This is a genomic window from Curtobacterium sp. B8 (assembly GCF_000333315.1).
GTDB classification, from domain to species: Bacteria; Actinomycetota; Actinomycetes; order Actinomycetales; family Microbacteriaceae; genus Curtobacterium; species Curtobacterium luteum.
Genome location: NZ_BACW01000442.1, coordinates 1 through 12,931, shown reverse-complemented (window position 1 = coordinate 12,931; position 12,931 = coordinate 1). Strand labels below are relative to the sequence as shown.

At 71.7% G+C, this 12,931-nt stretch carries 11 protein-coding genes; 2 read left to right on the top strand and 9 right to left on the bottom strand.

Annotation, left to right across the window (positions count from 1 at the left end; all coding sequences use genetic code 11):
- A partial coding sequence (locus tag I59_RS11375) for an acyltransferase (RefSeq protein ID WP_022903966.1) occupies positions 1-869 on the bottom strand: 869 nt, incomplete at its 3' end.
- An 88-nt stretch (positions 870-957) separates the two neighbouring features.
- Between I59_RS11375 and I59_RS11370 the strand changes: the two genes are divergently transcribed.
- Entirely contained in the window at positions 958-2,454 is a 1,497-nt protein-coding gene (locus tag I59_RS11370; RefSeq protein ID WP_022903965.1) for a polysaccharide biosynthesis tyrosine autokinase, read from the top strand.
- Between the two features lie 48 nt (positions 2,455-2,502).
- Here the strand turns inward: I59_RS11370 and I59_RS11365 are convergent, their stop codons facing one another.
- The 4 genes from I59_RS11365 to I59_RS11350 form a co-directional block, all read right to left on the bottom strand.
- Positions 2,503-3,882: a hypothetical protein gene (locus I59_RS11365; RefSeq protein WP_022903964.1), complete on the bottom strand. Its 1,380-nt coding sequence runs from the start codon at positions 3,880-3,882 to the stop codon at positions 2,503-2,505.
- A gap of 82 nt (positions 3,883-3,964) precedes the next feature.
- Complete coding sequence (locus I59_RS22160) at positions 3,965-5,275, bottom strand: lipopolysaccharide biosynthesis protein (protein ID WP_022903963.1); 1,311 nt, start codon at positions 5,273-5,275, stop codon at positions 3,965-3,967.
- The gene (locus I59_RS11355; RefSeq protein ID WP_022903962.1) at positions 5,272-6,588 is read right to left on the bottom strand and encodes a hypothetical protein; all 1,317 of its coding nucleotides are present in this window, start codon (positions 6,586-6,588) and stop codon (positions 5,272-5,274) included. The genes I59_RS22160 and I59_RS11355 overlap by 4 nt, the downstream gene beginning before the upstream one ends.
- Before the next feature lie 52 nt (positions 6,589-6,640).
- Positions 6,641-7,504: a hypothetical protein gene (locus I59_RS11350; protein ID WP_022903961.1), complete on the bottom strand. Its 864-nt coding sequence runs from the start codon at positions 7,502-7,504 to the stop codon at positions 6,641-6,643.
- A gap of 96 nt (positions 7,505-7,600) precedes the next feature.
- On the opposite strand from I59_RS11350, the gene I59_RS20960 reads away from it, so the two are divergent.
- Positions 7,601-8,503 carry a hypothetical protein gene (locus I59_RS20960; RefSeq protein WP_148286185.1) on the top strand — a complete coding sequence of 301 codons (903 nt, stop codon included), beginning with the start codon at positions 7,601-7,603 and terminating at the stop codon, positions 8,501-8,503.
- 60 nt (positions 8,504-8,563) lie between these two features.
- On the opposite strand, the gene I59_RS11340 is transcribed toward I59_RS20960, so the two are convergent.
- The 4 genes from I59_RS11340 to I59_RS11325 form a co-directional block, all read right to left on the bottom strand.
- Positions 8,564-9,751 (bottom strand): family 1 glycosylhydrolase, encoded by a 1,188-nt coding sequence (locus tag I59_RS11340; RefSeq protein WP_148286188.1) that lies wholly within the window; start codon positions 9,749-9,751, stop codon positions 8,564-8,566.
- A gap of 8 nt (positions 9,752-9,759) precedes the next feature.
- Positions 9,760-10,632, bottom strand: a complete 873-nt coding sequence (locus I59_RS11335) for an alpha/beta fold hydrolase (protein ID WP_022903958.1) — start codon at positions 10,630-10,632, stop codon at positions 9,760-9,762.
- Entirely contained in the window at positions 10,629-12,416 is a 1,788-nt protein-coding gene (locus I59_RS11330; protein ID WP_022903957.1) for an ABC transporter ATP-binding protein, read from the bottom strand. Before I59_RS11330 ends, I59_RS11335 begins: the two co-directional genes overlap by 4 nt.
- On the bottom strand, positions 12,413-12,931 hold a 519-nt coding region (locus I59_RS11325; RefSeq protein ID WP_022903956.1), incomplete at its 5' end, for an ABC transporter permease. The genes I59_RS11330 and I59_RS11325, both read right to left, overlap by 4 nt.

Sequence of the window (12,931 nt, the reverse complement as noted above, 5' to 3'; positions counted from 1 at the left end):
ATGCCGAGCAGGGCGACGGACCGAAACGGGTGTTCAGCGGCTCCGTTCCACACGAGCACCACCGCCGCGGCGACCGGGAGGAGGACCGCCGTCCCGGGGTAGGCGGTGGTCTCGCTGTACGTGGTCGCCGCGAGCAGGATGCCCGCGAGGCCGGCCCACCCGAGCACCGCGGCGGTGTGTCCACGCACGAGCGCACCCCGGTGCACCGCGATCGCCGCCAGGCCCCCGGCGGCGAGCTCCCAGGCGCGGGACGGCAGGGAGAAGAAGGCCCACGGCTGGGACCGGTCGGTCAGCCCCACGGCGAGGGCCAGGGACAGCGCGACGAGCACGACGACAGCGCCGACGAGCAGCATCGTCCGTCGACGGGCCGACGACCGGCGTCCGAGTCGCCAGGCGAGCAGGAGGAACAGCGGCCACAGCAGGTAGAACTGCTCCTCGACCCCGAGCGACCAGTAGTGCTGGAACGGCGACGGAGCGGTCCCGGCGAGGTAGTCGGTGCCCTCCGACGCGAAGTAGAGGTTCGGCACCGACAGGAGCGACGCGACCGCCGCCTCGACGAGTTCGCCGCGAGCCAACGGCGGGACGAGCAGGAGCCCGACCCCCGCCGTGACGAGGGCGACGAGGAGTGCCGAGGGCAGGATGCGCCGGACCCGTCGTGCCCAGAACCCCGCGAGGTCGACCCGGCCCCGCCGCTCGAGCTCGCGCACCACGTGACCGGTGATGAGGAACCCGGAGATGACGAAGAAGACATCGACCCCGACGAACCCGCCACCGAACGCGAGCCGTGCGTGCTCGAGGAGCACGAGCAGGACGGCGCCGCCACGGAGGCCGTGCACGTCGTTCCGGAACGCGGGGGAAGAGCTGGTCATGTCGTCTCCGATCGGGGCTGCTCCACAAATACTATCATGTGATATATTTACATCGGCAACACACAGCTCCCGACGACAGGAACTCGACATGGACACCGCGAACCTCGTGAAGGTCTTCCGCAAGGGATGGCTGCTCATCGTGATCGGGCTGCTGCTCGGCGGGGGCGCCGGGCTCGCTGCAGCCGAGGTCGCGACGCCGGAGTACACCGCTGCGGTCAAGCTCTTCGTCGCGGTCCGCACGCCGGACGCCGCGTCCGCGACCGACGTGTCACAGGGCAACGCCGCGGCCCAGCAGAAGGTCCGCTCCTACGCGGACGTGGTCCTGACCGAGAGCATCCTGCAGCCGGTGATCGACGAGCTGCACCTCGACACGACCCCGACGGCGCTCGCACGCCGCGTGGAGCCGACGATCAACACGAACACCGTCGTGATGACGATCGCCGTCACCGACGCGTCGGCCGAGCGTTCGGCGCGGATCGCCGACGCGATCGGCACGAGCTTCATCCGTGTCATCGAGGGCCTCGAGAAGCCGAGCGCCGACGCGACGAGCCTGGTGCGCGCCTCGACGATCCAGAGCGCCGTGGTCCCGTCCGCGCCGTCCTCGCCGAACAAGCCGCTGCACCTCGCGGTCGGACTCGCGCTCGGCACGCTGCTCGGGTTCGGCGCCGCACTGCTCCGCAGCGTGGTCGACACCCGGGTGCACGGCCCGCGCGACGTCGCGGCGACGACGGAATCACCGATCCTCGCCACCCTCGGCTTCGACGGTGAGGCGAAGCGTCGACCGCTGATCGTCTCGGCGGACCCGCGCAACCCCCTCGCGGAGGCGTACCGCGCGCTCCGCACGAACCTGCAGTTCGTCGACCTCGGGGCCGGCAACGGCAGCTTCGTGGTGACCTCCGCGATGCCCAGCGAAGGCAAGACGACCTCGACCGCGAACCTCGCCATCGCCCTCGCCGAGACCGGCGCGCGCGTGGTGCTCATCGACGCCGACCTGCGCCGGCCGCGGGTCGCTGAAGTGATGGGGATCGAGAACGCCGCGGGTCTCACGGACCTCCTCATCGGACGAGCCGAGGTCCACGACGTCGTGCAGCCATGGGGTCGCACCAAGCTCGACGTGCTCCCGGCGGGGCTCGTCCCGCCGAACCCGAGCGAGCTGCTGGGATCCGCCGCGATGCAGGCGTTGCTGGAGCTCCTGACCGAGCAGTACGACCACGTGCTCCTGGACGCCCCGCCGCTCCTGCCGGTGACCGACGCCGCCGTGCTCGCGACCATGACCTCCGGCGCCGTCGTGGTCACCTCGGCCCGGAGCAGCCGCACGCCGCAGCTCCGTGCCGCGCTCGACCGGCTCGACCGGGTCGGTGCGTCCGTCCTCGGCGTCGTCGTCAGCATGGTCGCGTTCCGCGGCCGCGCGGGCTACGGCGGCGCGTACGGGTCCGCGTACGGCGCGTACTACGGCGGTACCGCGGCCATCGACATCACCGCTGCCGCCCCACGGCGCGGACGGCGGCTGCGCGACGCCGAGACAGCAGCGTTCCCGGTCGCGCCGGCGGTCCCGAACCGGTCGCACGGCGACGGTTCCGCGTGAGGGACGGCCTGCCCCGGACGGACGCACCGAGCGGGGCAGACCTCGTCCTCAGAGGAGCGCGGTGAAGGTCGAGTTCCGTTCGAGCCCCGTCGCTGCCGTCCACGCGGCTCGCTGCTCGATGCGCTCGGACCGCTGCCAGTGCAGGCGTGTGGTCGGAGCGAGCCGGATCGTGTTCTCGTCACTGCTCAGTCCGACGGGCACGCCGGCGTTGGCGTAGAGGTAGGCGTCCGAGGCACCGGTGAACTCGTTGCCCCGCATCGTGATCTGCGCCTGTACCGCGTCCGCGTAGAAGAGCACGTGCGACCCCTTGCCCGATCGGTCGAGGCGGACGCCGGCACTCCAGCTCGCCCCCGCTCGTGACGCCGTCGTCCCGCGCACACTGCACGTGGCCACCGCGCTCGGATCGGGGAGCCCCGACGACCAGTACTCGAACGTCTGCATGTTCCGGTCCGACACGTTGCCGGTGAACTCGACGTTCGACCAGGACGGTCCCGCCGTCACAGCCGGACCCTGGATCGTCATCGCCGTGTCCCAGCAGTCGACGATGGTGTTGCCGCTGATCAGGACGTCCGTGGCACCGCTCCAGACCTGCACGCCGTTGCCCATCCTGGAGACACCGTCCGAGGCGAGCCCGCCCCCGGCCTCGCCGACGATGCAGCTCGCGAGCGTGAAGCCCTGTGTGCGGACCGCCGAGCTCGCGGTCTGCACCGCGTTGCGTCCCGTTCCGAGGAACGCGAGGTCGCGGACGGTCGAACCGGAACGCCCCTCGAGGATCGGTTCCGCGACGGCCAGCCACACACGCCGGCCGCCGATGCTCGGGTTCTGCGCGCACCGCACCGTGACGATGGAGCCGAGCGAGGTGAACTGCCAGTCCTCGGTGAGCGCGGTGTTCGACGTCTTCCGGTCACCGTGCAGCGTGCTGCCGACCTTGAGGAACCCGATCTCCGTCGTCCAGCTGCTCACGTGACCGTGGTGGGTCCGGCCGATGTTCGCAGCGCTGAGGTCGACCTGCCAGAGCCCGTCGCCGACCTCGTGCCAGCACTGCTCGCCCTGGACGTACTTGTACGTGGTGATCACCGGGGCTTCGGGTTCGTCGCCCCAGGACTCGAACCGCAGCCCGCTCGTCGTTCCGGGCCGGACGATGCCGTGGAACCTCCGGCCACGACGGAAGCGCACCGTGCTGCCGGCTGCGACCGCGCCGGCCGCGATCGCCTGGTTCACGCGAGCGGTCGTCGCCCACGGGCGCGTCCGGCTGCCGTCGGCGGCATCGTCGCCACCCGTGGAGTCGACGAAGTACTCCGCGACCGCCGCGCGCGCCGGACTCGTCCAGACCGTCAGCGCTGCGGCGGCCAAGCCGGCGACGCCACCGGACAGCACCGTCCGTCGGCTCGGCCGTGATGCGCGTCGCGGTTCGTTGTGGTCGTCCATGTCGTTCCTCTCCGCGCCGCACTTGCGCAGCGCCGCGAGGACCCTACGGGCGTGACCGCGAGGGAGCCGAAGTGTCCGGATGTCACATGGACGGACGACCGCGCATCCGTCGCACGACCCGGCCACAGGCACGGAGGTCGCTCGCTCGGAGCCCGTAGAACGACCGTGGCGGGATGCCGTGTCGCTGCCACACCTGCAGGACGTTGAGCGAACTCGAGACGAACGAGCCGACCAGGGTGCCGATCGCTGCTCCGACGGCTCCGAGCACCGGGACGAGGAGCACGACGAGGGTCGTGTTGACCGACGCTGCGACGACGAGCGACCAGCTCCGCCGCCCGGGCGCACCCCGGGCACTGAGCGTGACCCCGGCGAGCGCGCCCTGGCCGCCGACCGCCGTGGCCAGGAGCAGGACGAGGCAGGCGGGCAGGGCGGCCGCGAACTCGGGTCCGAACACCACGGGAACCCACCACGAGACGGTGGCGGCGAGCACGGCGCTCACGAGGAGGGAGAGCGCCGACGAGATCCGCGACGCGGCGAGCATGCGTCGATCGTCGGCCTCCGCTGCGTCCGCCGCGAACGACACGTCGCGGACGGCGTTGCTGATGACGAGCGGGAGGTCGGCGACGTTGACGGCGACCACGTAGAGCCCGAGCTCGGCCGGACCGGACAGCGGCGTGATGAGCGCCTGGTCGAGCCGTGTGAGGAGCACGCCGGCCACCGACCCGAACCACACCCGTGCCCCGAAGGAGACCACCTCGCGCGTGCGTGCGTCCGTCGCCCCGTCGGGCCGCTCGACCGGACGCACACGGAGCAGCCCGAGGTACGCGACGGCGCCGACCACGGGTGCGAGCGCGAGGACGACGACCGCGCTCGGCACGTCGAGCGCGCCGATGACTGCCAAGGCCAGGAGCGCACCCAGCCGGACTCCCGCCGTGATGGCGCGTTCGACGGTGACGAGACGCCAGCGGTGACGTCCGCTCGCGACGGCCTGGAGCAGCGTCGTCAGGAGCGTCGGGACGAGCGCGACCGCGGCGGTCCCGACCAGCGGGACCAGGGTGTCGTCCCCGCCGCCGAAGAACGGCGCGCAGGCCACCAGTGCGCCCGTGACGGCGGCACCGGCGAGGACGAGGACACCTGCTGCGCGCCGCACGAACGCGCTCGTGAGCCACGGCTGCCGGGCGATCGTGCGGGTGACGGAAGCCGGGACCCCGAAGGTCGCGAGGGCCACGGCGAGGAACAGTGGAGCCGTGGCCGACGCAACCGCTCCCCGACCGTCCACCCCGAGGGCGAGGGCGAGGATCGGCGCCGTGGCGATCGAGGCGAGCGGCGGGAACGCGTTGCCGACGAGGGCTGCGAGGATGTTCCCCACACGGTTCTGGTGCCCGCCGGTCACCGCCGGACCCCGACGGTGGAGCGCGGGGCGGTCCCGGTCGGCAGGGCCGTGACCGGGTGGTCCTCGGGGCGTTCGGCACCGGCACCGGCCCCGGCCCCGGCCCTGGCCCTGGCCCCGGGGACGATCGCCAACAGCAGGAAGAGGAGCAGCCCGATCGGGGTGTTGGTGCTGAGCGAGTTGAAGCCGATGAGCGTGAGCAAGGTCAGGGCCGCCGCGAGACGCGCTCCGGGGACGGGCACTGGCCCCGCTCGTCGGGCGACGACGAGACCGATGAGTGCCGCGAAGAACAGCACGGCCGCGACCAGTCCGAAGTCGATGGAGAACATCAGGAACGGGTTCTCGAAGGTGTTCCCGATGAGGGCGTTGCGGGTGACCTGCTCGCTCGCCCCGAAGCCACGGCCGATGACGGCGGTCTCCCGCCACTGCTCGACTGCCAGCCCGATCGTCTTGAACCGCGCCGACGAGGAGCCGCCGTCGTCCTCGAGGCGATCGTTGACGATCGATCCTGCGGCGCTCCCGAGGAAGATCGCCAGACCGATCGCCGCAGCACCGAGCGCGGCGACCTTGCCGACCGCGCCGACACGCGACCGGAAGATCAGCACGACCACCGCGAGCACCGCCGCGAGGAGGGCGAAGCGCGAACCGGTCAGCGCCACCGCCACGACCAGCAGGACGGGGAGTGCGATCCTGGCCCAGGCCGCGCCGAGCGTGGCCGTCAGCGGGACGGCGGCCGACATCCACAAGGCAGCGACGAGCGGGTGGTCGAAGGTGCCGAGCATCCGGTCGAAGTCCGTCGTCCACCACCGGAGCCCTTCCAGCGTGCTCAGCCACGGCTGCGGCACGAAGCCCGACCAGACCCCGAGGACGAGGAGGGCCTCGCCGACGGCGACGAGGACGAGCGCCCGGGCGACGGCGCCCGGGAGTCCGGGTCGGTCCGTCGACCGTGCCCGGACGACCAGGAACAGCATCGTCGGGGCGATGAGCTGCAGCACGAGCGTCCCGAGGTCGCCCGCGCGCCCGGTGAACCAGGACGTCGCGATCGCGACCACGAAGAACACCAGGAGGACCGGCATGACGACGGTGTGGCGGACGAGCACCCGTCCGACCTGCCGAGGATCACGGGCGAGGGTCACGACGAGCAGCGCGATGCTGATCGTCGTCGCCGGGTGCCAGCTCGTCCCGAGGAGGGTCCGGACGACCTCGAAGGGCAGGAGCGCGGCGGAGACGACCACCGCGGCGATGCCCCACTGCGGCCGACGGACGGTCACGAGGGCGATCAGGAGCGACAGGGCGATCTGGACGAGGAACAGCACGGGGAGCCTCCTGGACGGGTTACTCCATTAGAACATGACATGTGTTATTTCATCAAGGGACCCACGCCCCGCGGAGAACGGTCTCGGCGTCCGTCGGCGACCACAGCGCGTCGCGGACCCGGTCGTTGCGGCCCGCCCGGACGTTCTGGTCGAGGAGGGCCGGCGAACGCCGCAGCCCACGGACCGGCCAGAACACGACTCCCTCGAGCGCGGTCACCGGCAGCACGGGCACCGCTGCTCGCAGCGACCGGTGGTGCAGCCAGGTGTCCGACGACCCCGGGGCGACCGACCGGAACCCGTCCCCGGCGTCACGCAGCGCATCCAGGAACGCCGGCGGGTACAGGACCCCCTTGACCCCGACCGCGTAGTTCCGCGGTGTGACCTCGTCCGTCGTGGCCCGTCCCCACCGGTCGTAGGGCAGGATCCGATCACCATCGACCGTGATCCGGTTGACACGGTGGGCGAGCACGACGTCCGGCCGACGCACGTGCTCGGCCGCGAGCGTCTCGAGCCACCTCCGCGGGTACAGGACGTCGTCGTCAGCAGTGACCATGGCGACGCGGTGGTGCGAGACCGAGCACGCGTAGGGGAAGTACTTCTTGTGCGGACCGAGATCGTCGCACGCCCGGAGCTCGACCCCACGGGCGGCCATGCGGCGCAGTGCCCGGGGAGGATCGGCGAGCAGGGCGTCGTCGTCGATCCACACGACGAGCCGCGACGGTCGCACCGTCCCGGCTCCGATGGACGCCAGCGCCAGGTGGACCGAGCGTGCGCGCGCTCCGTACGTCGTCAGGGAGACGACGGGACCGCCGGGCGCCGTCAGGGGACGCCGTCCGCACCGAGCCCGGACCGCCGCCGAGGTCATGTGCAGGTAGGACGCGAGGAGCCGCAGCGGATCACGAGGGAGGGGTCGCATGGGCAGGAGCGTAGACAGGTCGCGCGTCCCACTCCACCGGCCAGGATGTCATATGCACGAAGGGAGATCGCGGTCGGCCACCGGTATGGTCGACGTGTGCGATGGAGTCGAGTGGGCTGGCCCGCGGTCGGGTACGTCTCCTTCGAGGACGTCGAGGGCTACGCCGAGCACCTCGCCCGGCTGCTGACCGACGCGCCGCCGACCGTGGCCGCCCTCGCGTCGGTCACGTGGAACGAGGCCCGCGTCGAGCAATGGGACGCCGCTCCCCCGACGGACGACGGCAGCAGTACCGTGCGCGCGACGGTGGTCGTGCGGAACGATGAAGTGCTCGACACCCCGGACGGCCTCTGGAAGCGGTGGAACCACGCCCGCGTGACGCTCCGGTTCGAGCGAGCCGTGCTCGAACCGCTCGACACGCAGGTCCTCGACCTCCTCGCCGGAGACGTCCACGTCTCGCGCGGGGAGCTCGCGCACGTCGACGCCGACGTCTGGGAGCTCCGGCTCCTGCTCTCGCCCACGGGTGAGCTGGCGGTGCACTTCCGCGACGTCCAGGTCGCCGTCCGGTCGGTGCACGAGGACGAGTGGGCGCAGCTCGGACAGCGCCCGCAGCACGGTTGGCGCGGCCCGGTGCCGGACGGCTGGTTGGAGTGGGCGACCCCCGCGGTGCGGGCTGCCGGACACGGCGACGTCGGCGGGCTGTCGCTCGCGCTCGACGGCATCGGGAGCGACCCCGTGGGCATCGACGACGTCGACCCGCGCTGGGGCTTCGCGCCGCTGCACGCGTCGGCGTGGTTCGACCGGCGCGGCACCACGGAGGCCCTGCTCGAACGGGGCGCGGACGTGACGGTGCTCGACGCCGAGGGGCGCAGTGCCCTGGACCTGGCTCGCGAGCGCGGCTCGCGGAAGGCGGAGGAGGTCCTCCTCGCCTGGTTCGACGACCAGACCGCGGGGCTCCGCTTCACCGCGGACGACCCCACCTCCGACGAGTCGGCCGACTGAACCACCCTGGAGGCGCGACCCGCGTCGGGACGCAGGTCGCGCCTCCAGGCTGGTCGCGTCTCAGACGGTGAGCGTGTTCGCCTGCGCGACCCGCCCGTACCAGCGCGCCGAGTCCTTCGGCGTCCGCTCGAACGTCTCCGGGTCCCACGCGACGAGCCCGAAGGTCGGGCGGAAGCCCGACGCCCACTCGTAGTTGTCGAGGAGGGACCAGTGCTGGTAGCCGAGGACCTCGATGCCGTCCGCGATGCAGCGGTGGATGCCCTCGAGGGCGCCCTGCGTGTAGGCCACCCGGCGGGTGTCGTCGGCGGTGGCGATGCCGTTCTCGGTGATCATCAGCGGCACGTGGCCGGAGAGCTCCCATGCCGAACGGAGTCCGTCCGCGGCCGCCTCGGGGTAGAACTCCCAGCCGGTGAGGGTCGTCTCGACGTCGTCCGCGACCGGCAGCGGACCGTTCGGCCCGATGAACGTGCGGGTGTAGGCCTGCACGCCGAGGAAGTCGTCCCCCGCGGCCTGTTCGAGGTACCAGTCGTCGCGCGGGTACCCGTACTCGCGGAGCTTCGCGTCGGCACCGGGCTCGCCGTTCGACCGGAAGGCCTGCGTCGCGATCGTCCAGCCGGACTGCAGTCCGTCGACCTGTGCGAGCACCTCGCGGGACCGCTTGTGCGAGGCGAGCAGCTGGTCGGCCACGTGCAGGTCGGGGTTCGGCAGGCCGTACGCCACGAGGTTCGATGCGTCCTCACCCCCGGCGAGCATCGCGGCGATGTTCGGCTCGTTGATCGTGCAGACGTAGCGGACGCCGTCCTGCACCACGGGGAGCGCGGCCTCCGTGTAGCGGGCGAACAGGTCGGCCGCGTCGGGTGCTCGCCAGAAGCCGTCGCGCTCGAACCACCGCGGCACGGTGAAGTGCATGAGCGTGACGATCGGCTCGATGCCGGCCTCGTGGCAGGCGTCGACCATGCGGCGGTAGTGGTCGATCTCGGCGCCGGACACCCAGCCGCGCTCGGGCTCGATGCGCGCCCACTCGATGCTGAACCGGTAGGAGTTCAGGCCGAGGTCGGCGGCGATGCGGATGTCCTCGCGGTAGCGGTGGTAGCTGTCCGCGGCGTCGCCGGAGGGTTCGACGATGGTGGTGTCGGGCTCGTGCTCGTGCACCCACCAGTTGCTGTTGACGTTGTTGCCCTCGATCTGGTGGGCGGCGGTGGCGGCGCCCCAGAGGAAGCCGTCGGGGAACTGCAGCGTGGTGATGATGGGGCCTTTCAGTGGGCGGACAGGAAGCGGTCGAAGGTGTCGAGCGTCGCCGCCGGGTTCTCGACCTGCGGACCGTGGTAGCTCGTCGGGATGACCTCGTACGCGGCCCCGGTGTCCTCCGCCATCTGCCGCTGCCACGGGATCGGCCAGGCGCCGTCCCACTCGCCGTGCGTCACGAGCACCGGGAGGCCGGTCGCGCGGAGTTCGGCGGACGAGTCGGTGTGGTCCTCGAGGATGTGCCCGCCGGCGATGACACTCGCGGGGTCGTGCGCGTCGAAGCGGTCGCGGACGAAGCGCGGGTCGTCGGGGAGCTCCTCGTCGGGGCGGTAGGCCCAGAGCGGGTTCGTCGAGTCGAAGAGCTGGCGGAGGTTCCCGCCGGTGTCGTGCAGGATCGTCAGCTCGGCGACCTTGCGGTAGGGCCAGCCGTACGGTCCGGAGCAGAACTGCACGACGTCGCGGAAGGACTCCGGGGACGCGATGGCGGCCTCGCGGACGATCACGCCGCCGAGCGAGTGGCCGATGAGGTGCACGGGCGCACCGTCGTCGAGCAGGGCTGCGACCCGGACGACGTCGGCCGCTTCCTCGTCCAGCGTGTAGCCCTGCGGCCCGGACGCCCGCGCCGAGTCGGCCTGGCCGCGGCGGGTGATCGCCACTGCGGTCCAGCCGGCCCGGCCCAGGAGCGGCATGAAGGTCCGCCAGTCCTCCTTCGACCCGGTGTACCCGGGGACGATCAGGACGGTGCCCTTCGACTCGCCCGCAGGGACGACGCGGTACGCGGTGAGACGCCCGACGGGCAGGTCGATGCCGACGACGTCGACGCCCTCGGTGGTGGGCAGGTGGCCGAAGGCGGGGACGGTCGGGAAGTCGTGGAGCGTGGTCATGCCAGCAGTGCCCTTCGGGGGTTGGGCACCGCGTCGAGCAGCGCCACCGTGTACGGGTCCTGCGGGTCCTGCAGCACCTCGGCCGTGCGGCCCCGTTCCACCACGGCGCCGTCGTGCAGCACCATGATGTCGTCCGTGATGAGCCGGGCACTCAGCAGGTCGTGCGTGATGTAGAGGAGCGAGACGCCCCACTGCTCCCGGAGGTCTTCGAGCAGGGCGAGCACCCCGGCGCGGAGCGTGACGTCGAGCATCGAGACCGGCTCGTCGGCGATGATCACCTGCGGGTCGCTCGCGAGTGCCCGGGCGATGACCACGCGCTGCCGCTGCCCACCGGAGAGCTGGTGCGGGAGCTTCTGCGCGAACTGCTCCACGGGGGTCAGCCCGACCGTCTCGAGGAGTTCGAGCATCCGGCGCCGGGCGTCCCGGCCGCGGAGACCCGTGTAGTTCGCGATCGGACGGGACAGGATGTACTCGACGGTGTGCAGCGGGTTGAGCGCCGCGTACGGGTCCTGGAACACCATCTGCACCTCGGAGCGGAGGTCCTTCAGACCACGCCTGCCGAGCTCCGCCACGTCGACGTCGCCGAACCGGACCGTGCCGGTGGTCGGCTTCTCGACGCCGGTGAGCATCTTCGCGATCGTGGACTTGCCGGAGCCGGACTGCCCGACGAGGGCGAGCGACTGCCCGGGCTCGAGCGTGAACGAGACGTCGCGGACCGCCTGGACGGGCTGCTCGCCGCGACGCGGCGCCGGGTAGGTCTTCACGAGGTGGTCGACGACGATCGGGTTCCGGGCAGCGGACCGCTCCCGCGACCCCACCGTGCTGAAGGACGACGTGGTCTCCTGCCGGGTCGCGGTGCGCTGCGACCGGTCCGGGAACCCGGGCAGCGACACGACCTCGGCGCGCGGGTCGGCGTAGTGCGACAGCAGCATCTTCGTGTAGTCGTCTTGCGGGTCGCGCAGGGTCTCCATCGAGCCGCCGTCCTCGACGATGCGCCCTTCGTGCATCACGAGCACGCGCTCGGTGGCCTCGAGGACGATGCCGAGGTCGTGGCTGATGAGGATCGCCGTGAAGCCCTCGGACTGCTGGAGCTCGATGATCGTGTCCATCACCGCGTGCTGCACGAGGACGTCGAGCGCCGTGGTCGGCTCGTCGAACACCATGAGCCGCGGTTCGAGCGACAGGGCGAGGGCGATCGACACGCGCTGCCGCATGCCGCCGGAGAGCTCCCCGGGGTAGCGGGCGAGCATCGTGTCGGGGAGCTTCACCTTCTCGATGAGCTCCCGCATCCGGGCGTCCCAGCGCTCGCGCGGCACGTGGCCGTGAGCCCGGAAGACGTCGATGAAGTGGTTGCGGATCGTCCGCACCGGGTTGAGTGCGTTCATGCCCGACTGCAGCACCATCGCGAACCCGCCCTGGCGCTGCTGGCGGAGCGCTTCGTCGTCGAGGTCGCGGATGTCCTCGCCCGCGAAGACGATGCTGCCGCCGTTCGTCCGCGCCGGCGGCTTCTGCAGCCGGGTGAGCGCGTAGCCGAGGGTCGACTTGCCGGAGCCGGACTCCCCCACGAGGCCGACGAACTCGCCCTTCCGGAGTTGGAAGGACACGTGGTCGACGGCCTGGACGGCCTCCTGGCCGGCCGATTCGTACACGACCGACAGGTCGCGGACGTCCAGCAGGACGTCCTGCGTCACGCTCGTGGCGCGGTGCGGGTCGGACGGGAGGCGCGTGGCGGCGCCGTCCCGCGCCTCCCGTCCGTCCGATGCGTGCGTGGGTGCGCCGCTCATGCGGTGGCCTCCTTGCGCTTGCGACGCGCGCCCTCGCGCAGTCGCGGGTTGGACACGGCGTCGACGCCGAAGTTGATCAGGGTCAGGCTCATCGCCAGGAGGGCGATGCAGAGACCGGGGGCGAAGAGCAGGATCCACTGGCCCGTGAGCAGCGCGTTCGAGTTCTGCGCCCAGTAGAGGATCGTGCCCCAGCTGACGATCGACGAGTCCCCGAGTCCGAGGAACTCGAGGCCGGTCTCGGCGAGGATCGCGCTCGTCGCCGCACCGAAGAACGAGCCGACGATGAGGCTCGTCATGTTCGGCTGGATCTCGCGGAAGACGATGCGCGTCGCACCGTCGCCGGAGAACTGCGCGGTCGTCACGAAGTCACGGCTGCGGAGCGACTGCGTCTGGCTCCGGAGGACACGAGCGCCCCAGGCCCAGCCCGTCACGACGATCACGGCGATGATCACCGCGATGCCGCCGTTCTGCAGGTACCCGGCGATGACGATCATGATCGGCTGGCCGGGGATGAC

Coding starts and splice junctions, on each gene's coding strand:
- I59_RS11370 (WP_022903965.1), top strand. CDS start 958: ATGGACACCGCGAACCTCGTGAAGGTCTTCCGCAAGGGATGGCTGCTC.
- I59_RS11365 (WP_022903964.1), bottom strand. CDS start 3,882: ATGGACGACCACAACGAACCGCGACGCGCATCACGGCCGAGCCGACGG.
- I59_RS11350 (WP_022903961.1), bottom strand. CDS start 7,504: ATGCGACCCCTCCCTCGTGATCCGCTGCGGCTCCTCGCGTCCTACCTG.
- I59_RS11335 (WP_022903958.1), bottom strand. CDS start 10,632: ATGACCACGCTCCACGACTTCCCGACCGTCCCCGCCTTCGGCCACCTG.
- I59_RS11330 (WP_022903957.1), bottom strand. CDS start 12,416: ATGAGCGGCGCACCCACGCACGCATCGGACGGACGGGAGGCGCGGGAC.